This window comes from Wolbachia endosymbiont (group A) of Hedychridium roseum (assembly GCF_964028325.1).
Taxonomy (GTDB): domain Bacteria; phylum Pseudomonadota; class Alphaproteobacteria; order Rickettsiales; family Anaplasmataceae; genus Wolbachia.
The window spans coordinates 449,073-469,233 of record NZ_OZ034755.1; the positions used below are offsets into that span (position 1 = coordinate 449,073).

A 20,161-nucleotide genomic window follows, 5' to 3' on the forward strand; every position below is an offset into this window, starting at 1 on the left:
CTCTTATAAACAGATGTTAGTAAATTAACTATTTCTCTTGCCAACCAGAGCGATGAAGATTTGGTCTACATCAAAACTCATCTTAGGACGCCAAATAGGGCCATACAAATGCATATCGATATAGATTGGATTACTATAGTTTGGTGGTATGAAAAAGAACCTGAATATAGAAGCTAAAGCGAAGTTAGATAAGGTTAAATTAGAAGAGATCGACCCTGATGCTTGATCAATCCCGAATTGTAAACTAGTTGAACATATACCACTCTTAATACTTGCTTTTCCGCTAATATTTTCAAAAAATGTACTGCCATTATATATATCAACATAAGCAAATGTGGAAATTTCAGACTTATTCTTACTGCTTAACAAATTAGCGATAAATGAATTGAAATCTACATTAGTAACTTCTATTCCCTGCGCTTGTAAGTTTACATCTCCTGATAAGCTATTAGCCCAATCATGAAAACTTTTTCCTTGAGTTTTGATTGCACCACTTAAGCTTATCTGACCATTTACATTGTCCATTCCTATAACCTTACCAATCTTTTTAGTGTCCAAATTTACAATAGAAAATCTTGTATTCATTGAGTCTGATCTTAAATAACCCTGAAAAAACACTTGCCCGTGTTCTAATACGTAACTTGCCTGCCTGATAGTGATAACGTTGTTTCTCATTACCGCATCCAAATTAAAATCTTTCAAAACATTCTGCTCGGTTTTAAATTCTGCAGTATTGATTTGCACATTTGCATCAAAGCCTTCTTTGTCATCCAAAAAATCAAGCTGCTTTGTTGACCATTGAATTTGATCTATCTCATTTCTTGAATTTCTTTTTACCTCTACTAAATTTGGTAATTTAAAGATATTTCCATTAAATTTATTGCCCGTAAGGTTCACATCTAATAAAGGTTTGGCGTATTTTTGATCTACTAATATTTTTGCATTACCGGTAATATCGAAATCTTCTCCAGATAGTTTTATTTTATCTGCAACTAGCTTACCTTTTTCCATTTTCAGCAAAAAATCCAAATTTTTAATTTTCGTATCATTCAATGTAAGGTTATTAACACTGGCCTTTATATTTGCATCATACTGAAAATTTTTCAGCCGTTGCATTTTAGATAAACTGCTAAATAATGAATGATCATATTTATCTGCATCAAGATTATGCATGCTAAATTTACCATCAACCACACTGCGTTTTTTTGTGTGGCTTACTCTAATTGACCCTTGCAAGGATTCCTTATTATTTAGCAGTCTAATGTCTGAGATAGATAATATTCTTGGTGCAAGGTGCAGTTTAGAACTTAGTGTAAATTGATTTTTCTGGTTTTCTTTCATCTTTATAGAAGGAAAAAAACATGAAATGAATGACTCAAAATCATTTCCTTCTACTAACAAATCACCGTTGAATTCAGATAGGACATTATTGTTTGAGATCTCTCCTGATAAGTAAGATATATTATTGATTCCAGGAAATTTAAGAAGCGTATTAACTTTTACTTTGCCATCAGTGGATTTTAGTACAGCACGGAAATTGTCCAATATTTTGTTTTGATATTGAATGTTAGAAGCTTCCATATTAAAATTTAAGCTCAAGTTCTTTGGCACAACTGCTCTAAAACATTCCAGAAGGTCTTTTATATTCGTTGTTTTTTGTGAATTGTCTTGTATGGAATCTAAGTCAACTTTACTGAAGCTAATATTGAAATTAGTGTGATCGCTTTTTCTATCATTTTGTATTGTACCGCTGGCTTGCATGCTTTTGGAATCAATTTTTAAGTCAGTTGCCGTAAACTCACTTTCATTAAGACTTATATTGGATGATATCTTGATATTTTCGCTAGGAATAACACAAGAGAGAAAGCTAAGATTAATGATTTTTGCTAAATCACCCACAGAACCGGAACTGTTATTAATTGTTAATGTTAAATTACCCTGGAGTTCTTCTTGATTTCTATTACCTGTAAATAGCAAATTTACAAAATTTGATTCAACACTAATGTGTACATTCTTTTTTGTGATATCAACCTTTCCTGAAAAATCGTAATTATTATCACCTACCTTTACTTTACCGGAGAATTGCCTATTTTTTTTTACAGCAACTTCCTTTATATTAACAATGCTGCTATAATTAGCGAAATCATTCTTAAAACTTACTTGGCTGTCTTTTATTACTATATCGACTGTGTTACCACTGGCTTTTGTATTTATAATATTAATTAAATTTTCTTTATTGCTTTTCATGCCAAACAATGTGATTGACTTTGGTTGCAACGAGAATAAAAGCAACGATAGGAACGATGGCCTTATTTCAATTTTTCTTACACTAATTAAATCTGATAGCTTTTGCTCTTTATTTTCGTTGTATTGTATATATACATTATGAATAGTGAGCTTTGGAATAATGAGTGAAACTTCAACTTTCCCTCCAATATGCACTTTAGCATCATACGTTCTCTCCAACTCTTTTATGATATATTTCCTGTAGCCACTCCAATCCTTAAAAGTTGCAGCAACGTGCATGAGAATTAATAGCAGCGAGATTGATAATATGGCGTATATTGAGAGCTTCATAATATGCCTCTTAATTGCAATGGAGTTACTCTATTTCCTACCTTTGTCATCTCAATGTCTATCTTTGTCATCCCAGCACCCACTCCTGTCATCCCAGTGCTTGACACTGGGATCCATCTTATTTTCATCATGGGCATTATTTCAGCGTATGCTCCTAGAATCTGTTGTCTATTGCATAATTTGCAAATATTTTTATATCTGGATCCCAGTGTCAAGCACTGGGATGACACCGTTTGCTGTTCCTTTAGCAAAAGATCTAGTTTATACATATTTCAAATTATTCAAATTTCCTCTAAACATTAAATAGAGAATACCAAAATAAACAATAACACTCAAAGCTATTAAAGTCGTTAAATAAACAATACGAGCCAATATTTTATCAAAAAATAATCCTGCCAACAAAGAATTAAAAATATAAAGGGCTATTGACATGACTACCGTTGCTACAAAAATTTTCATGATATTTAACAATAACGCTTGGCTAACCTTATATATTTTATTTATTGTTAAATAACTAATTAATAGAATGGAGTTTATCCAAGTGGAAACGGAAGTAGCGATAGCAATCCCCGTGTGCTGATACTCGTTCATTAACAAAAGGTTTAGCACTACATTAATTCCAAGGCACATTAGTGAGGACATAGTTGGTATTTTTAGATTGACTTTAGCAAAAAACGTGGGTAGCAATACTTTATTTATAATAAATGCAGGTAAAGAAAGAGAAAATGCTATTAACGTGGGAGCAGTTTGCTGCACTGCATAATGATCAAACCGGCCGTAAGAAAAAAGCGTAAGTAAAATTATGTCGGGAATAATAATAAAGGCAGCAGTTGTTGGCATAATTAACATTAATCCTATGTTGAGAGCCTTGTTCTGTATTTTGACTATATTTTCAGTATTATTTACCTGTTTTGAAATTAAAGGAAGAAGCACTGTACCGATTGCAGTACCGATTATTCCCTGCGGTAGTTGATTTAGTCTATCGGCATAATATATATAGGACACCGCATTTGGTATAAAACTCGCCATGATTGTGTCAATCCATACACTTATTTGAGTTACACAATTGTTGATAATTGCAGGTATCACACGCTTAAAAAACAACCTTACTTCATTGCTTAATTCAAGGCTAAAAGAAAAAGCTGCCTTTAACTTGTATGCACTAAATAGTATCAAAAGTAGCTGGAAAATTCCTCCTATAAGGACAGCTATAGAAAGGTTGTGCGCTGGAGTTTTTATGTAAGGCACAAACAAACTGATGATTAAACAGAGATTCAAAACGATTGGTGCAATAGCTGTTGAAGCAAAATGCTGCTTTACTTGCAGCATTCCACCAATAAGTGATGCAATTGAAACAAAGATTATGTAGGGCATCATAATTCTTGATAAAGTAAAAGTAAGGGTAAACTTACTTTGGTCAAATCCAGGAGCAAAAATTTGAATCATATAAGGGGAGAAAGTTTGCATGATAAGGCAAAAAATTACTAAGATAATAAACGTAATGGATATTACACTACTTGCAAAATTAAATGCCTTTTTATCATCGTGTGATTCTATTGAATATAACGGTATAAAGGACGTGGTAAATGCTCCCTCTGCAAAAAATGCGCGAAATAGATTGGCAAAACGAAACGAAGAAAAAAATATGTCTGCAAGAGAGTTTGCACCAATAACCGTAGCAATCAATACATCTCTTATTAACCCTGAGATCCTTGAAATAGCCGTAAAAAAACTAAATGTGAAAATACTTTTAAACATACCACTACTTCATTAGTATCAATACAATTAACTATAATAGTAAAAGTATCAATGAAAATATTTATTGGCTAAACTTAAAACCCTCTACAAAAGGAGAGTTAAATAATCAATTGACTATTTGCGCTCGTATGTTAGATATTTTATATCTTGGCGGGCGTAGCTCAGTTGGTAGAGCGTCAGTTTGTGGTACTGAATGTCGCCAGTTCGATCCTGGTCGCTCGCCCCACTAAAATTTTCTGCTTTACAGAAATATGAACAAATGGTAATATATCAATTAATTAGGGAGGTTGTATGTATAAAGGAGATTTAATACTTTTAGGTGTAGCATCAGTAATAGGTGCACTTACAGGTTTGGGATTGAGTTTCACAGCTTTGTCACCTTTGGTTATAGGTGGAATTATTGCTGACGTTCCTGTAATATTATTGACTGCATGTGATATATGCGAAGGAGAATGCTCCAAGAAAGATCTTTTCAATATGGCCGTTTTATGCGTTGCAAGCGCTGCAATTGGAGTTGGCCTTGCTGCAGCCGCAACTGCTATTTTTCCTGGTGCAATGCTTGGAATGGGCTCTGCAGCTTTAACAGGTGCGGCAATAGGAGCCATAGCGCCAATTGCAGGGATATTTGCAATCATAGCTACATCATTTGCTGCTAAAAAAGTGAATGAATATATTATTTCTCCTATAGTTGAGTGTTTTTCTTCAAAAGGGAAGGGGTGCTAATCACTTTAAACCAATTAAGTAAGGTTTCTGCTTTCTGTTATTCTAGTGTGCAGCATATAGCTGTACGAACATTTGTTTGCAAAGGCAGTGTGTTAAGTGTTATAGCCGGTTTTGCCTCAAACACAAAGGCAGTGCCTGGACTCTTGCTTCAATGTTAAACAAAATACCATAGAATTCAAAATGCAAAAAGAAATGTTCAACATTGTATCAGAATGGTGCTATATTGGGCCTTAACTTGACGCGTATGCTTTTTTGAACATTCCCTAACCTCAATTTATATTGAAATACCTTTATTGGTATCTTTTTCTTGTTGTGACTCAGCAATACGTTTAGTCCAATCCAGTGGCCTTTTATTTCTGTTACCTAATGCAATTCTATTGCGATCATAACTATCAGTGTGTTCCGTTAAAGTATCTTTTCTTTCTTCTTCTATTACTCCAATTTTCAGTTGTGCTTCATCTTTCTCTAGTAATTTATATAGATTACTATTTTTATCTACAATTGAATTAGTGTCATTGTTTTCTTGTTCTGCCACTGTTTTTATGTCTGTTGAACTGTCTTTTAACAATCCTGCTGCTAATAAATGTTCTTTGGTTTGTTCACTAATTCCTTTTTGATCCACCGGTTTTAGTGGGAACTTCTGAGTTTCTTTATCCAACTTACTGATAAATTCCGTAAGTAGAGTGTCATCTCTTTGTTCAACATTCATTAGGCTCGCTTTTAACTGTCCAGGATTTACTTGAGATTGTCCATGATTGGCATGAGTTGGAGATGAATAGCCCGAATCGTTTGTTTTTGCATCTGTTGAACTGTCTTTTAGCAACCCATCTTCTTTATCTTGTGACAGTTTATCAGTAGGATCAACTTGCCTTAATCCTCTATTATCTTGCTGTGATCTATCTCTGATTTCTTTAAGAAGATTTTCAGGTGGAGTTTGGTCACTTTGTTCAATGTTCTCTAAGCTCCTCTTTGGCTGCTCAGGATCTACTTGAGGTTGAGCATGAATTTGAGGTGAATAGCCCGAATCGTTTGTTTTTACATCTGTTGAACTGTCTTTTAGCAATCCTGCTGCTAATAAATGTTCTTTGGTTTGTTCACTAATTCCTTTTTGATCCACCGGTTTTAGTGGGAACTTCTGAGTTTCTTTATCCAACTTACTGGTAAATTCCGTAAGTAGAGTGTTATCTCTTTGTTCAATATTCATTAGGCTCGCTTTTAACTGTCCAGGATTTACTTGAGATTGTCCATGATTGGCATGAGTTGGAGATGAATAGCCCGAATCGTTTGTTTTTACATCTGTTGAACTGTCTTTTAGCAACCCATCTTCTTTATCTTGTGACAGTTTATCAGTAGGATCAACTTGCCTTAATCCTCTATTATCTTGCTGTGATCTATCTCTGATTTCTTTAAGAAGATTTTCAGGTGGAGTTTGGTCACTTTGTTCAATGTTCTCTAAGCTCCTCTTTGGCTGCTCAGGATCTACTTGAGGTTGAGCATGAATTTGAGGTGAATAGCCCGAGTCACTTTTGCTATTGGGTTTTGGAACAGAAAGTGGCTGTTTACTTTCTTCCCACTCAGCATCACTGGCACCACGGTTATCACTGTCATGTTCATGTATATTTGAATAAGGCAAGTAAGGAACTTTGTCCTTTAATGTTTCTAATATAGAAGACGTTGATTCATTTTTCCTGCCTCCTTCCATTGATGCTCCGCTACCATCAACAACACCAGTGCGCCGTAAGCTGTTTCTCTTGAAATTTCTGATGTCTTGTAATAGATCGCCTTTGCTATTTCCTTCTTGTTGCTGGGTTTTAGGTTGTTGCTGATTATTAGGTGTTTGCTCACTTCTATCTGGTTTTTGGCTTCCAGGTACAGCATGTCCAAATGTAGGATTGTCATACCGTTCATCTTTTTGCCTATTATCTTGATTGTGGCTTACAGACTTGGTGAAAGTAGAACTGTCCGAAGGATCAGAAGTTGCACCTTTTTGCTGATTATTAGGTGTTTGCTCACTTCTATCTGGTTTTTGGCTTCCACTCCCTTGCTCATTGAAAACATCTTTTTCAGGTGTAGTTCTAAGTGGTGGCAGCGAAGGGGTCTGAGACCCAATTTCTCGATTCATATGAGTAGCTTGGTGTTTTTGAACAGGTTTTTTGACCTCTTGCTCAATATCTCTACTGTTACTTTTTATTGCGATTTCAGATGATTTGTTAAGGGCTTGATTGTCTTTTCCGTCATGTTGCACCTCATTCACTTTTCCTTTTTCCCTAAATTTTATTTCATGCAAGAATAAACCACCTATTTTTACATCTTGATTCGCTTCTAACCGTTCTAGAGAAAAATCATCACCTTTAACAAGGTCTACACCGTTAGCATCAATCTTAATTTTGATCTTGCATTCTTCCCCTTTCGCATACCATTTCAGAGTCATCTCATATGAACCATCGGTTACGACATAATGTCTTATTTTTTTCCCTCCTTCCTCGGCAACAAAACCATGCATTCCGCTCTTTCCATCACTATGCAACGTTGAAAATCCCGAGATTCCATTCTTCTGACAAAAATCACTGTTTAAAAATTCGCTGATTTTGAACTCTTTCTTGTTATCCTCCAGTGTAATACTGGCATGATTACCGTATATTGAAACTTTTTTATCTTCAACATCATCATTAATGTTATTAGCACTAGTAATATATTTATTCAACTCTTCTTTAGCTTTATCTTCAAGCTCTTGTCTAGCTGTCTTGTTGCATTCCTGAAGAATAACTCCACATGCTTTATTTTTGTTTTCATCTTCGTCCCAATTCCAGTCGGCGTGTTCTGTTAAAAACTTTACTGTGTTAAAATCAACTCTAACATTATAAATTAGGTCGTCTTCCTTTTTTATTTCATCAAATAAAGGAAAAAATTCTTGAACGCGCTCATTATAAATGTGTTTTTGTTGTATATTGTTAGTATTCATATACCCCTCACTAATAACCCTCTGCCTTTAGTTCTAGCTAATATAATTATCACGAGCATTGGTTGAATTTTTATTAAGGAAGGTTGTGTTGTTACTCAGATGGCAACTTTTAGTTGGCGCCTAATTTTAAATATCTGTTGCTCACAGTAAACACTTCTGGATCTTGAGAAGTTAGCTTGAGTATAGCGAGTATGTTGATAAATAACAAAGCAGCAATCGAGATATCAGCGACATCCCATAGCAATCGGACTTTACCTATTGCACCAAGCGGAATGATCATGGTAAAAATTACAATCCAGATTTTAGTGTATTTATTATTCATAGACACATAGCGTATTGTCTGTTTTGAGCAAAAAAACCAAGTAAAAATAGTAGTAAAGGCAAAACAAAACATTATGGCCATAATTAAATAGTCAATATAGGGCCAATTCATAGCTTTTCTAAAAGCAAATATGCACATGTTAGTACTCTCTAAATCAGTGACCCAAGAATCTGTGACAAGCAGTACCATTGTTGTAATAAACACTATAAATGCAACTATAAAAGGCGATATTATTGTAATTAGACTCTGCTCAATAATAAATTTATTATTATTTTTCTTAGGAACAATTGAAGAATGTACGATTCCTTCGAGGCCAAGCCCTATATCTGTTGCAAAAATACCTCGCAAAGTTCCGACTTGAATAATAGTCAACATTTCTAAAATCAAACCTAGAGATAAACCAGAGTTAAAGCTACTAGCTGTCAAAAAATTGCTTGTTATTAATTTTAGAGAAGGAGGGATATTTTCACTAAACTTAAATAATATGATACCGCAAAGTGTGAGGTAACTTACCGTCATTATCGGTATCATAGCCGATATAAAAATTTTAATTTTTTTTAAGCTGAGAACTGCAACAACAAAAAATATTATGGCCATTACAATGCCACCAATGACTACAGGCACATCTATCATGTTAAGTGGTATTGATAGAGAATTTACCTGAACAAGGTTACCAGTTGTTATTGAAACCATCATCATAACAACCAGAAACACAATTGTAGCTTTTCTAGAATTAAATGCATCAGCCATATAGGCTACAGGGCCACCTATAAACCGTCCGTTCTTTTCCTTTCTGGTTTTTATACTTAGATAACAAGTGACATATTTTATCACAGAAGTGATAACAATAATTATTGCCATCCATAAAATAGAGCCCGGTCCTCCGGTTTTTAGAGCAACAGCAGTTCCTGAAATGTTTCCTACTCCTAAATTTCCCCCTAAGATTGTAAACAGGGCGGCTATAGAAGAAAATTTATTTTCCCCTCTTTTAACTCCAATGAGTGAAAGGGCGTACGGCAATCTAAATATCTGTAGCCATTTTAGTTTAACCGATAGGTAAACACCAGCAACTAGCATGAGTAATATTGTTGGCAGTAATAAAACAAACTTTACTGTATCCATCTGTAAAAGTGAGATTTTTATTTAAGTATACAACAAAAATTGAGAATACCTAACCTATTTTCTATGTATGACTTCGTTTCCGTCATTCTAGAAACCTTTTCTTGTCATCCCAGTGCGTGACACTGGGATCTAAATTTTTTATGCGAAACCATTATGTTTATATACTTGTAGGCCCAAGTTCCTCACATAGTGAACAAAAAAGTAAATGAGATTCCAGTGTCACGCACTGGAATGACACCTACCCCATGAGAACCCTATTTTTCATACCACTCATTTATAAGTTTATTGATATCAGAATCTATAAAATCCTTTAGTGGTTGCCTGGTTTTTATCTCAACATTTTTAGGGATGCACCTATCTTTACATATCGCATAATTTATATGGAAGTTAAGGTCAATATACCCTTGATTTGAAAACACATTCATCTTAAAGGGAAATAATACCATATCCTTATATACGTTACTGATAAATATCTCTCTTCCTACTTTATCTCTATGTTCCTTTGGAGTAGGCCAGTAAATACTATGTTTAATGTGTTACCCTTACAATCAAAAGAAGTGGGAAGACCGAAATCTCCAGGATCTTTATAATATATGTGCCAGCCTGGTTCTACTGTAACCTTTATTGCACCTTTAAGAGTGAGGTTTGCTTCATTTATCTCGCCAATAAGTAAATCAAATTTTGCAATTTCCTCGTCAGCATATAGTTGGGTGCAAGAAAAAAATAAAAACAATATTAAATATATATGTATTTTCATTAAGGCAAATTTCTCCTTTTATAGAGAAAGTGATTTAGATTTTAAGTGTTATATTTAATAGCATTATATAGATTATTTATTAATATAGCATTATTCTAATATATACAACTGTAATATAAATGGGTGAAAAGAATAAGTCATTGTGGAAAACACATATAGCTAAACTGACTTAGATTTACCGACAATTTGAAAAACAAAAATTCGTCATTCCGCTACTTGTTAGCGGAATCTATGCCGAGATACCGCGAATGAATCACGGTATGACGTAGGATTGCTGTCGTCCTGCTACGTGTTAGCGGATGAGATACCACGAATGAATCGCGGTATGACGGTTCGCGGCAGCATGACAATAAGCTCGTCATTCCGCTACGTGTTAGCGGGATCTATGCCAAGAGATACCGTGAATGAATCGCGGTATGACGTGTTGCTTGGGTCAGCTATAGTATAAATATACTAGGGATTATAGTTTTCTTATGCTGCCTTTTTGTTATTAGACAACCACAATATAAAGGGGTGAAACGGATGCAAACAGTAGTGCCTTTCTGCACCAAACGTATTACCTTTAACGAATAGTAAAATGTGAGATTTTTTGGAACTACCGTGGAGCAATTGCTCCACGGTTTCACTCTACTTAGAATCCACCCATGCCACCCATTTCTCCTGCGCCCATAGGAGATGAAGCATTTTCTTTGCTTGGTACATCAACTATCATAGATTCAGTAGTAATCAGCACACTCGCAACAGATATCGCTGTTTCAAAAGCAATACGCACCACTTTTGCTGGATCAATCACACCAGCTGTAAATGCATTAGCGTAATTCATAGCCTCAACGTTGTATATAAGCTCTTTATCATTCTGCTTAATCAAATAGTCAATGATAACAGCAGATTCAAGACCAGCATTTTTAACTAACCTTCTAATTGGAGCACTGAGAACTTTCTTAATAATGTTTATGCCTATTTGCTCTTCGTCACTTGCACCTTTTAATTTGTCGAGAACAGATGAAGCATAAAGAAGTGCAACTCCACCACCTGGAACTATGCCTTCTTCAATTGCAGCTCTTGTTGCATGCAGCGCATCTTCAACTCTATCTCTACGTTCTTTAACTTCCACTTCAGTTGCTCCACCAACTTTTAGCACAGCAACACCACCTGATAATTTCGCTAAACGTTCTCTTAGCTTTTCTTTATCATAATCAGAAGTTGAAGTTTCAATTTGAGATTTGATCTGCTCGATTCTAGCTTTCACACTGTCAGAATCGCTATTTTCGCTGACAACTGTGGTATTATCTTTAGTAATTTTAACATTTTTAGCAGTACCAAGATCATCAAGTGTCAGATCTTCCATCTTGATTCCAAGTTCATCTTTTATGACGTACTTAGCACCAGTCAAAGTTGCTATATCTTCGAGCATTTCCTTTCTTCTGTCACCAAAACCTGGAGCTTTTACTGCAGCAACTTTTAAACCACCACGCAATTTATTGATAACTAAAGTGCTTAATGCTTCACCTTCGATATCCTCTGCAATAATAACTAAAGGTTTACCAGATTTAACAACAGCTTCAAGAATAGGAAGTAAAGGTTGAATAATATTTAATTTTTTCTCTGTAATTAATAGATAAGGATTATCAAGCTCCACGATCATTTTTTCATTATTTGTAATAAAATACGGAGAAAGATAACCGCGATCAAATTGCATGCCAGTAGTCAGCTCAACTTCTAACTCTTTTGAACCTTTACTCTCTTCAACAGTTATTACACCCTCTTTTCCAACTTTTTTCACGGAATCAGCGATACTGTTACCTATATCCTTATCACCATTTGCAGAGATTATCGCAACTTGCGCTACTTCATCCATTTTCTCTAGAGAAATTGTACGAGACATTGATGCAATTTCCTTTAATATTACATCTTTTGCCTTCTGTATTCCGTTTTTAATACCAACACGATCGTTTCCAGCAGCAATTGATTTTGAAGCTTCCATGATCATGCTGCTAGTTAATATTGAGCACGTTGTTGTACCATCACCAACTTTGTCGTTACATTGAGAACAACTTTGGGCAAAGATGCTTGCTATTGCAGCATTTAGTGGTTTTTCAGGCTTGATACCCTTCATCACCTTATAACCATCTTTTGTAATTTCTGGTGCTCCATAGGGCTTATTAATCCCTACTGTTTTTCCTCTAGGTCCCGCAGTTATTGCTACCGTTGAATCCACTATTGCTGCGACTTCACGAAAGGCTTCTTGTAACTGCTCACCTGATACTACTACATTAGTCATTTTTATCACCTCTTGTTAATAAAAAACTTAGAAAACTATAATAAAACCATTTACAATGCGCCATGTTGCGCTTTGTTTCAATTTAGTAAAATAAAGACTGCTATTTAATGACAGCAAGTATATCGGACTCTTTCATCACGATAAGCTTTTCATCATTATGTTCTATTTCTGTACCAGCCCATTGACGATAGAACACTTTATCACCAGCCTTTACAGTTAAAGCTATGCGTTCGCCATTTGAGTTGCGTGAACCTTCACCAGTTGCTACAATTTCACCTTTAGTAGGTTTCTTTTCAGCACTTGATGGAAGCATAATTCCACCCTGCTTTTCCTCGCTAATAGGCTTGATCAGCACGCTATCATCCAATACATTTAAACTTATACTTGACATTTGCTTTTCCTCTCAACAAATTAACCTATAACTTTATATATATACTCGTAAGTTAGATTTCAAGGGCTGGAGCTTGTAAAATATGCACACCATATAAAATATGCACGCCAAAAGCAGTTTCTAAAAGAGCCTAATGTTATATAATAAAATTTAGGTTTATTTATAGAGATTTCATGAGTTATATACCATTCTTAAGTCGTGGTGTGATAGTGCTATATGGGCCTGACACTAGAGATTTTCTGCAGGGCATTATAACCAATGATATTAATAAGCTAGATAGCCAAAAAGCTATTTACTCTTTATTGCTTAGCCCTCAGGGAAAATACCTATATGATTTTTTTCTTATTGAATATGGTAGATATATTTTCTTAGAGTGCGAAAATGTGCACTTACAGCAAATAATCGAGAAACTAGATTTACTTAAAACTTATTTGAGAGTGAAAATTAAAGACATTAGTGCACTATATAAGGTTGGAGTTTTGTTTGATACTAAGTTGGCGGAGTGTAGTAGTAAGTCACAAGTTATTTTTCAAGATCCAAGGCACAAGCTGCTAGGAATGAGGATCATACATAAAGATGAAATAAAAGAACCGGTTGGAGATTTTATTCAGTATGAAAAAGTTAGAATTAAAAACCTTGTCCCAGATGGAGCAAAAGATATGGTACAAAATTCATCGTTCCCATTGCAATATTTAATCGATAAGGCAAACGGTATAAGCTTTAATAAGGGGTGTTACGTAGGTCAGGAAGTCGTAAATCGAATGAGCAGACAAGAAATATTCAGAAGAAAACTTTATCTTGTTGAGGGGGATAACGCACTTCCAGATATTGGCACTAAAGTGACAAATGAAAATAATGAGGAAATAGGGGAACTGCGCTCTAGTGTAGACAACATTGGACTTGCATTGCTTAATACTCAAAAAAGTCATGCAAATTTATATGTCGATGGGGTTAAGTGCGTTAAGACGTTGTATAATTAAAGTCTTAAGGTAGCGCATATAGAAACGAAAAACTTATTTTATGGCCTAGCGTCACGCACTAGAATGACATCATTTACGATGTAACATTTATTACTTTTGCAGATACAATTTACATGCTATAATTGAATCTTCATAGTTGGTAAATTGGAGTGCAAAGAAGTAAAATTAAAGTAGAAATAAAGAGATTATCACACGGAGAAGACTTGTCTCTTCCATGTTATGCAACTACGCAGAGTGCTGGTATGGATCTTTATGCTGCATTGAATGACTCTGCTGTTTTAAATCCACTTGAGAGATTACTTGTTCCAACTGGAATTGTGATTGCAATACCAAACGGTTTTGAGGGGCAAATCCGCCCACGTTCTGGTCTTGCTGCAAAACATGGAATCACTGTCTTAAATTCTCCGGGCACTATAGACTCTGATTATCGAGGTGAGGTGAAGATTTGCCTAATTAATCTAAGTAATCAGTCGTATGAGATAAAAAGAGGAGATAGAATTGTACAAATCCTTATTTCTCCTGTATCTCAGGTAATTTGGGATGACAGAGAAGAATTCTGCACAGAAGAAACCGGTCGCAATGCAGGGGGCTTTGGCTCAAGTGGCAGGTAATTTGCGAAAAAGCTTGACTATGACAGTTCTTTTATATACAATTTAAGCATATTAATATTTTATTAAATGAGGTCGTTTATGCTAACTTTCAAAAATCATCGAGGTCAGTTCCACAAAACAAACACTGCACTTGTTGCACTTACTTCTTTGTATGTCATAGGCGCAGCAGTAGCACTTTCAGCACCATATTGGGTGTCTTCAACTTCCATGCTAGCTCCACTTGCAGCTTTTGCAGCTACACCACTTGGAATGGGTGTTTTAGCATTTGTTGCTGTTGCACTGATTTGTTTAGCAGTATATGCCATCAGCAAAAATAACGAAATATCTGAGTTGAAAGCTCCGAAGATTGTTGTTGATGATAAACAAGCAGCATTGCTAGTAACAAAAGAGGTGTATGAGGAAATAAAAAAGAATAACCAAGTTAAAGATGAAAAAGATAAGATGAAAGGTAAATGTTATATAGACTTCAGCTTAGAAGGCAAGAACTACCGTATTATTGTTGGGTCTTTCAGTTCAGCAGGCAATACTTTATTATTAAGTATAAGTTCACTAGAAGTGAAAAACAAAGAAGGTGAGTTCGAGGCAGTAAATAAAACAGAGTGGAATAAAACATTAGGTTTAGACAAAGATGATGCTAAAGAGGTTAACACTTATTTAGGCTCACTTATTGTTGAACAAGTTGCTTCTGAAGAAAAAGCAAAAAGCTAGACAGCTAAGTATAAAAGATGTAGATTAAGTCTGCCTCTTTATTTTTTAGTGTCAGTTACTTAAATTTATTATGGAAATTGCCTTAACTTTTATATAGTTGTGAGAAGCTGCTAAGGATTTTTATTTAATTTAACTGCATCTTTTGCCTTATCCAATAACCCATTAATAAAACCAATTTCGCTTGGTTTATCAAGTAAATCAGATGCAATGTTAGTATATTCATTAATGACAACTGGAACTGGCGTATCACAATTAGCTAACTCACATATTGCAACACGCAAGATAGATAAGCTTATAAGATTTAAACGTGAGAGGGACCAGCTTGGATGTAAATAAGACTCTATTATTTTATCATATTCTTCACTGCTTTTTATAACCTTATATAACAAGTTTTCTAAGAACTGATGTTCAAATTCTTCACATTCAAATATATCTTTCAACTTACTTATGTAGTTCTTAAGCTCACAATTTTCCAGTTTAAAAGTGCTTTTGTTGTAACCTACGAAAATATTTGAATAAGCAATTTGTACAGCAAGAAATCTTGCCGTACTTCTTTTTATGCGCCACTTTTTATCTACTGATTTTTCCTCCATTATTTTAATTTATTGTGTAAATCTATCATATGCAAAACAGTTGAGGCTGCATGGCCACCAACGTTCTTTTTGTTTTTGTCAGCTCTAACTAGTGCTTTATCTTTGCTGTCAGCGGTAATTACGCCCATACCAAAGGGTGTTGCATAATGCATAACAACCTCATTTAAACCTTCGATTACCCCTTTACAAACGTATTGATAATGATCAGTTTCACCGCGAATCACGCACCCAAGAGCTAAATAACCGTCATAATTAGCATTCTTGCTTTTTACTGCAAAGAGAATTGTAGCTGGTATCTCAAATGCACCAGGAACTTCAATTATGTCATAGCTTGCATGACTTTCTTTTAATCTATCGACTGCACCTTCAAGCAAAAGGTTTGCTATTTCAGCATAATAAATTGAATTAACTATTAGTATTTTCGACATTTACTACCACTTTTTTCGTTAAAAACAACTTTATTAATGATTGTTGAATTAAAGTTATAATATTACTAAATATCCAATATATTACCAGGCCGGCAGGAAAAGAAGAAAAAATAAAGACAGAAATGTAAGGTAAAAACTTCATAACATTTACTTGAATATCATCTTTATTGGTTTGATCTTTCTCACTTAGCTTCTGCTGAATTATCATGGTGGCACCGAAAATTATAGGTAAAATGCCTATAGAAATAGGAAAGTTATAATTAAACAACCCAAATAATGTAAAGATGTTCGTTGGGTCAGGAGCTGAAAGATCCTTAATCCATAAAAAAAAAGGAGCATGTCTCATCTCTATAGTAACAAATAATACTTTATATAGAGCAAAAAATACCGGTATTTGTATTAGCATGGGAAAAATGCTCGACATTGGGTTTACATTGTTTCTCTTGAACAACGCAATTGTCTCTTTGTGCTGCTTTAAGCTGTCATTTTTATACAACTCTTTTATACGAGTTAATTCAGGCTGCAGGCTTTTCACCTTGAACATCGAAATATATGATCTATTAGATAAGGGAAGCATCAAAAGTTTGATTACTAAAGTCAGCAATAATATTGCTAAGCCAAAATTTTTTAAAACGAAGTTAAAATATTCAAGCAGTAAAAACACTGGCTTGGTTATAAAATAAAGAACACCAAAATCTACAGCTTTATCAAACAAAGGTATATTGAGAGTATCCTTATAAGAATCCAGTAAATTCAACTTTTTTGCTCCAGCAAAAAAATAATTCACATTAGAAACACTTGCGCCAGGAAGTATGCTCTTATAAGGTTTGACAAAATCTACTTGAAATTTATCAATATCATTAGCGTTAGTATGCTTAATGCTTACATTTATTTTATCGGATTTCTCAGGTATGATGGCTGTAAGCCAGTATTTATCAGCAAAACCAAACCAATTTTTTTCACTCGTGCTTGCTTTTATTAAATGTTTTTTGGAAATATCCTTATATGTCCACTCCTCTAGTTTATTATCAAATGCACCCAGTACTCCTTCATGGGATATCCAATAAGATTCGTTGATATTGTCACGTTTACGGTTAATTCTACCATAAGGAACCAAAACTACATTATCTTTTGTATTGTTTTCAATAATTTGCTCAACTTTAAACATGTAGTTATCGTCAAGGCTAATTTTCATTCTAAATAAAATGCCATTTTCATTATCCCAAAATAAATTGACCTCTTTTTGATTGAGTTTATCTGCTTGCCAGACTGCCTTAGAATCTGGAACTTTAATCTTTTCATTCGGATCGAGCCACCCAAATTCTGCGAAATATACATCTTTTGATTCTGCAGGTGACAGTAACACCACTTGTGGAGAAGAAGAACTCGGTTCTAAGTGGTAGTTAGTTAAGATTAAGTCATCAAACCTTGCACCTTTCAAAGAAATTGATCCTTTAATCATGTTATTGGTTAAACTAACCCTCTGTTCTCGAGTGGAATTAATAATTTCAGAACGATTTTGGTGTATTATAGGAGCAAGGTCGTTAAAAGATTCGATATGTTCAATATTTTCAATCAATGGCTGGTTGTGGTTTGCACTAAAAAAATTATCATAAATAATGCGCCAAGATACCATGATCAACATGGAAAGGATAGCTGCTAAAATTAAACTTTTTGCTTCTGACATGAAATTAAATCAAACATATCTTCTTAAAGTGTATATTAAATATTGTACTAAAACAATGAAATTTACTTATTTTTAATAATAACTTTTAACGCTAATCTTTAAAATTTATTTTAATAGCTTCAAATTTTAACAATATGAACGCGGTGAAAAATCTAGTTATTTGGTTACTAATAATAGCTGCCACTTCAATGCTTATTGATTCACAAAGGGACAAACTAAGCGACAGATTTCTCAGTACTTTTTTACCATATAAAGGGAGAATTCAGAATAGTGGAAGTATCGAATTTACGAAATCATACGATGGACACTTTTATATTCAGGCTCAGGTCAATGATCGCAATGTAACGTTTTTGCTTGATACCGGAGCAACCGATATTGTTCTATCACAAAAAGACGCATTACATGTTGGTATTAACTTACAAAACGTTCAGGATTTTAAAATATATGAAACTGCTAAAGGTCAAATAAAAGCTGGTGTTGTTCACATCCCTCAGGTTAAAATAGGGAATTTTTTAGTTAATGATGTACAGGCGAGCGTTAACACTCATTCTATGTCTCATTCACTACTTGGAATGAGCTTTTTAAGGTATTTTCATTTCACTATAAGAGATAATAAGTTGATATTATACCGCGACTAAACACTTCTACAATCTACTTATCAAAGCTCTGTAGGTTAATATAGGAGCAGAAATAAATATTGCAGAACAAGTGCCAATCAAAATACCAAAAAAAATGATCAAGCTGAAGTCTCTCACTGCATCTGTGCAGATTAATGTCAAAGGAAGAGCAGCAAGAAGGGTTGTACCCGAGGTTAATATAGTGCGAAATAATGTAGCGTTGATACTTGCATCTACTATCTCACTCATCCGCCCACTTTTACCACTCTTGCAATACTCTCGAATCCGATCGTATATAATTACTGAGTTATTGATTGAATAACCAATGACAGTGAGGAGAGCTGCAACTGATGAAATATTAAACTCAATGCCAGTTAGGCTAATAAAACCAACAGTTAAAATCACGTCATGAATCAGTGCTGTTATTCCACTGAATCCACATTGCCAATTAAATCTAAACCAAACGTAAAAAAATATTCCAACAATTGCGATCAACATGGATAACATTCCTTCAAATATTTGTGTTGAGCTTATTTGTGGGCCAACATAGTCTATTTTACGATAGCTTATTGAGCTACCTAGCTTTTCTTCTAGTATGCTTTTTATCTTTTTGATTTTATCTTCATCTCCTTCATCTTTAAAACGCATGACTAAATTATCACCCGCTTTTGAACTCTGCACTGTAAAACCATTTTCTTTTAATGCATCGAGAATAGAGTGATTCTCATCTGAAGATTTTATCTCTATCAAAATTCCGCCTGCAAAGTCTATGCCTAAGTTCACTCCACGCAGCACAACAGTGAGCATTGAAAAGATGATAAAAATAATGCTAACGAGTGCAGTCAAATCCCTATATTTACTAAACTTGATATTGAGGTTATCTGGAATGAGTCTAAGTGCCATGCTATTTACTTAAAATAATCACTTGAATTTTATATACTTTTCAAAAAATTCACTAGTTTATTCTGTGATTGGACTTCTCTGTCATCCGAGTAGCTGACACTGATTCACTCTATAATGGTATCACAGCAGTCCTACGTCATACCGCTGCGGTATCTCTAGATCCCACTAACAAGCAGCGGGATGACGGTTGTCAGGCTAGTACCCCTATGATGTCATCCCAGTGCTTGACACTGGGATCCAGAAGAAAGAATGGTGTCATGAAAGTAGCTGAGGTTTCCATCCAAAAGGGTGTCGTCCCAGTGCCCAGACTACTTGGATCCAGGAAACTTAACTCTACACTAAGTAAATGTACAATAAGAACTAGATTCCAGACTGGAATGACAGCGGTCCTACGTCATACCGCCGCGGATAGATCCCGCTAACAAGTAGCGGGATGACGAATTACTATACCGCCGCGAACCGTCATACCGCCACGAACCGTCATACCGCGATTCATTCGCGGTATCTCTTAGCCGCTAACAAGCAGCGGGATGACGAGATGCCACCGCGAACCGTCATACCGCCACGAACCGTCATACCGCGATTCATTCGCGGTATCTCTTAGCCGCTAACACGTAGCGGGATGACGAGATGCCACCGCGAACCGTCATACCGCCACGAACCGTCATACCGCCGCGGTATCTCTAGATCCCGCTAACAAGCAGCGGGATGACGGTTGTCGTTTAGCTATAAATATTAAGG

General features: G+C 35.0%; 18 protein-coding genes and 1 tRNA gene. 6 read left to right on the forward strand and 13 right to left on the reverse strand.

The window, feature by feature from the left end; all coding sequences use genetic code 11:
* Positions 1 to 24 precede the first annotated feature (24 nt).
* Genes ABWU23_RS02060 through murJ form a run of 3 tightly spaced genes read right to left on the reverse strand, consistent with a single transcriptional unit; the run spans position 25 to position 4,335 of the window.
* Entirely contained in the window at positions 25 to 2,577 is a 2,553-nt protein-coding gene (locus ABWU23_RS02060; protein WP_353270714.1) for an AsmA-like C-terminal region-containing protein, read from the reverse strand.
* A complete protein-coding gene (locus ABWU23_RS02065; RefSeq protein WP_253309641.1) occupies positions 2,574 to 2,846 on the reverse strand; it encodes a hypothetical protein in 273 nt (90 codons plus the stop codon). The genes ABWU23_RS02060 and ABWU23_RS02065 overlap by 4 nt, the downstream gene beginning before the upstream one ends.
* Positions 2,839 to 4,335: a murein biosynthesis integral membrane protein MurJ gene (murJ, locus tag ABWU23_RS02070; protein ID WP_353270715.1), complete on the reverse strand. Its 1,497-nt coding sequence runs from the start codon at positions 4,333 to 4,335 to the stop codon at positions 2,839 to 2,841. Before murJ ends, ABWU23_RS02065 begins: the two co-directional genes overlap by 8 nt.
* Positions 4,336 to 4,485: 150 nt before the next feature.
* On the opposite strand from murJ, the gene ABWU23_RS02075 reads away from it, so the two are divergent.
* Together ABWU23_RS02075 and ABWU23_RS02080 are read left to right on the forward strand one after the other, a co-directional pair.
* Positions 4,486 to 4,561 (forward strand) — tRNA-His (locus tag ABWU23_RS02075).
* Positions 4,562 to 4,626: 65 nt separating this feature from the next.
* Positions 4,627 to 5,058 carry a hypothetical protein gene (locus ABWU23_RS02080; protein ID WP_353270716.1) on the forward strand — a complete coding sequence of 144 codons (432 nt, stop codon included), beginning with the start codon at positions 4,627 to 4,629 and terminating at the stop codon, positions 5,056 to 5,058.
* Positions 5,059 to 5,332: 274 nt separating this feature from the next.
* Here ABWU23_RS02080 and ABWU23_RS02085 read toward each other — a convergent pair whose 3' ends face one another.
* The 6 genes from ABWU23_RS02085 to ABWU23_RS02110 all read right to left on the reverse strand — a co-directional run bounded on the left by ABWU23_RS02085 (position 5,333) and on the right by ABWU23_RS02110 (position 12,893).
* Complete coding sequence (locus ABWU23_RS02085; RefSeq protein ID WP_353270717.1) at positions 5,333 to 8,020, reverse strand: hypothetical protein; 2,688 nt, start codon at positions 8,018 to 8,020, stop codon at positions 5,333 to 5,335.
* A 109-nt stretch (positions 8,021 to 8,129) separates the two neighbouring features.
* Complete coding sequence (locus tag ABWU23_RS02090; protein ID WP_353270718.1) at positions 8,130 to 9,464, reverse strand: alanine/glycine:cation symporter family protein; 1,335 nt, start codon at positions 9,462 to 9,464, stop codon at positions 8,130 to 8,132.
* A gap of 254 nt (positions 9,465 to 9,718) precedes the next feature.
* Entirely contained in the window at positions 9,719 to 9,997 is a 279-nt protein-coding gene (locus tag ABWU23_RS02095; protein ID WP_353271031.1) for a protein-disulfide reductase DsbD domain-containing protein, read from the reverse strand.
* Entirely contained in the window at positions 9,946 to 10,221 is a 276-nt protein-coding gene (locus ABWU23_RS02100) for a hypothetical protein (RefSeq protein WP_353270719.1), read from the reverse strand. Before ABWU23_RS02100 ends, ABWU23_RS02095 begins: the two co-directional genes overlap by 52 nt.
* 631 nt (positions 10,222 to 10,852) lie before the next feature.
* Entirely contained in the window at positions 10,853 to 12,502 is a 1,650-nt protein-coding gene (gene groL, locus ABWU23_RS02105; RefSeq protein WP_264688251.1) for a chaperonin GroEL, read from the reverse strand.
* Positions 12,503 to 12,602: 100 nt separating this feature from the next.
* Positions 12,603 to 12,893, reverse strand: coding sequence for a co-chaperone GroES (locus ABWU23_RS02110; RefSeq protein ID WP_373457551.1), 291 nt, complete (start codon positions 12,891 to 12,893; stop codon positions 12,603 to 12,605).
* Between the two features lie 173 nt (positions 12,894 to 13,066).
* Here ABWU23_RS02110 and ABWU23_RS02115 point away from each other — a divergent pair, with 173 nt between their 5' ends.
* The 3 genes from ABWU23_RS02115 to ABWU23_RS02125 all read left to right on the forward strand — a co-directional run bounded on the left by ABWU23_RS02115 (position 13,067) and on the right by ABWU23_RS02125 (position 15,192).
* A complete protein-coding gene (locus ABWU23_RS02115; protein WP_253309649.1) occupies positions 13,067 to 13,873 on the forward strand; it encodes a YgfZ/GcvT domain-containing protein in 807 nt (268 codons plus the stop codon).
* Between the two features lie 149 nt (positions 13,874 to 14,022).
* A complete protein-coding gene (gene dut / locus ABWU23_RS02120; RefSeq protein WP_353270720.1) occupies positions 14,023 to 14,484 on the forward strand; it encodes a dUTP diphosphatase in 462 nt (153 codons plus the stop codon).
* A gap of 78 nt (positions 14,485 to 14,562) precedes the next feature.
* Entirely contained in the window at positions 14,563 to 15,192 is a 630-nt protein-coding gene (locus tag ABWU23_RS02125) for a hypothetical protein (protein WP_264688253.1), read from the forward strand.
* A 110-nt stretch (positions 15,193 to 15,302) separates the two neighbouring features.
* Here the strand turns inward: ABWU23_RS02125 and nusB are convergent, their stop codons facing one another.
* Genes nusB through yidC form a run of 3 tightly spaced genes read right to left on the reverse strand, consistent with a single transcriptional unit; the run spans position 15,303 to position 17,900 of the window.
* Positions 15,303 to 15,785, reverse strand: a complete 483-nt coding sequence (nusB, locus tag ABWU23_RS02130) for a transcription antitermination factor NusB (protein ID WP_353270721.1) — start codon at positions 15,783 to 15,785, stop codon at positions 15,303 to 15,305.
* A complete protein-coding gene (locus tag ABWU23_RS02135; RefSeq protein ID WP_353270722.1) occupies positions 15,785 to 16,213 on the reverse strand; it encodes a 6,7-dimethyl-8-ribityllumazine synthase in 429 nt (142 codons plus the stop codon). Before ABWU23_RS02135 ends, nusB begins: the two co-directional genes overlap by 1 nt.
* Positions 16,191 to 17,900 carry a membrane protein insertase YidC gene (yidC, locus tag ABWU23_RS02140; RefSeq protein ID WP_264688255.1) on the reverse strand — a complete coding sequence of 570 codons (1,710 nt, stop codon included), beginning with the start codon at positions 17,898 to 17,900 and terminating at the stop codon, positions 16,191 to 16,193. The genes ABWU23_RS02135 and yidC overlap by 23 nt, the downstream gene beginning before the upstream one ends.
* Positions 17,901 to 18,034: 134 nt before the next feature.
* Here yidC and ABWU23_RS02145 point away from each other — a divergent pair, with 134 nt between their 5' ends.
* Entirely contained in the window at positions 18,035 to 18,538 is a 504-nt protein-coding gene (locus ABWU23_RS02145) for a TIGR02281 family clan AA aspartic protease (protein ID WP_353270723.1), read from the forward strand.
* 6 nt (positions 18,539 to 18,544) lie between these two features.
* Here ABWU23_RS02145 and secF read toward each other — a convergent pair whose 3' ends face one another.
* Positions 18,545 to 19,420 (reverse strand): protein translocase subunit SecF, encoded by an 876-nt coding sequence (secF, locus tag ABWU23_RS02150; RefSeq protein ID WP_265044950.1) that lies wholly within the window; start codon positions 19,418 to 19,420, stop codon positions 18,545 to 18,547.
* Positions 19,421 to 20,161 lie beyond the last annotated feature (741 nt).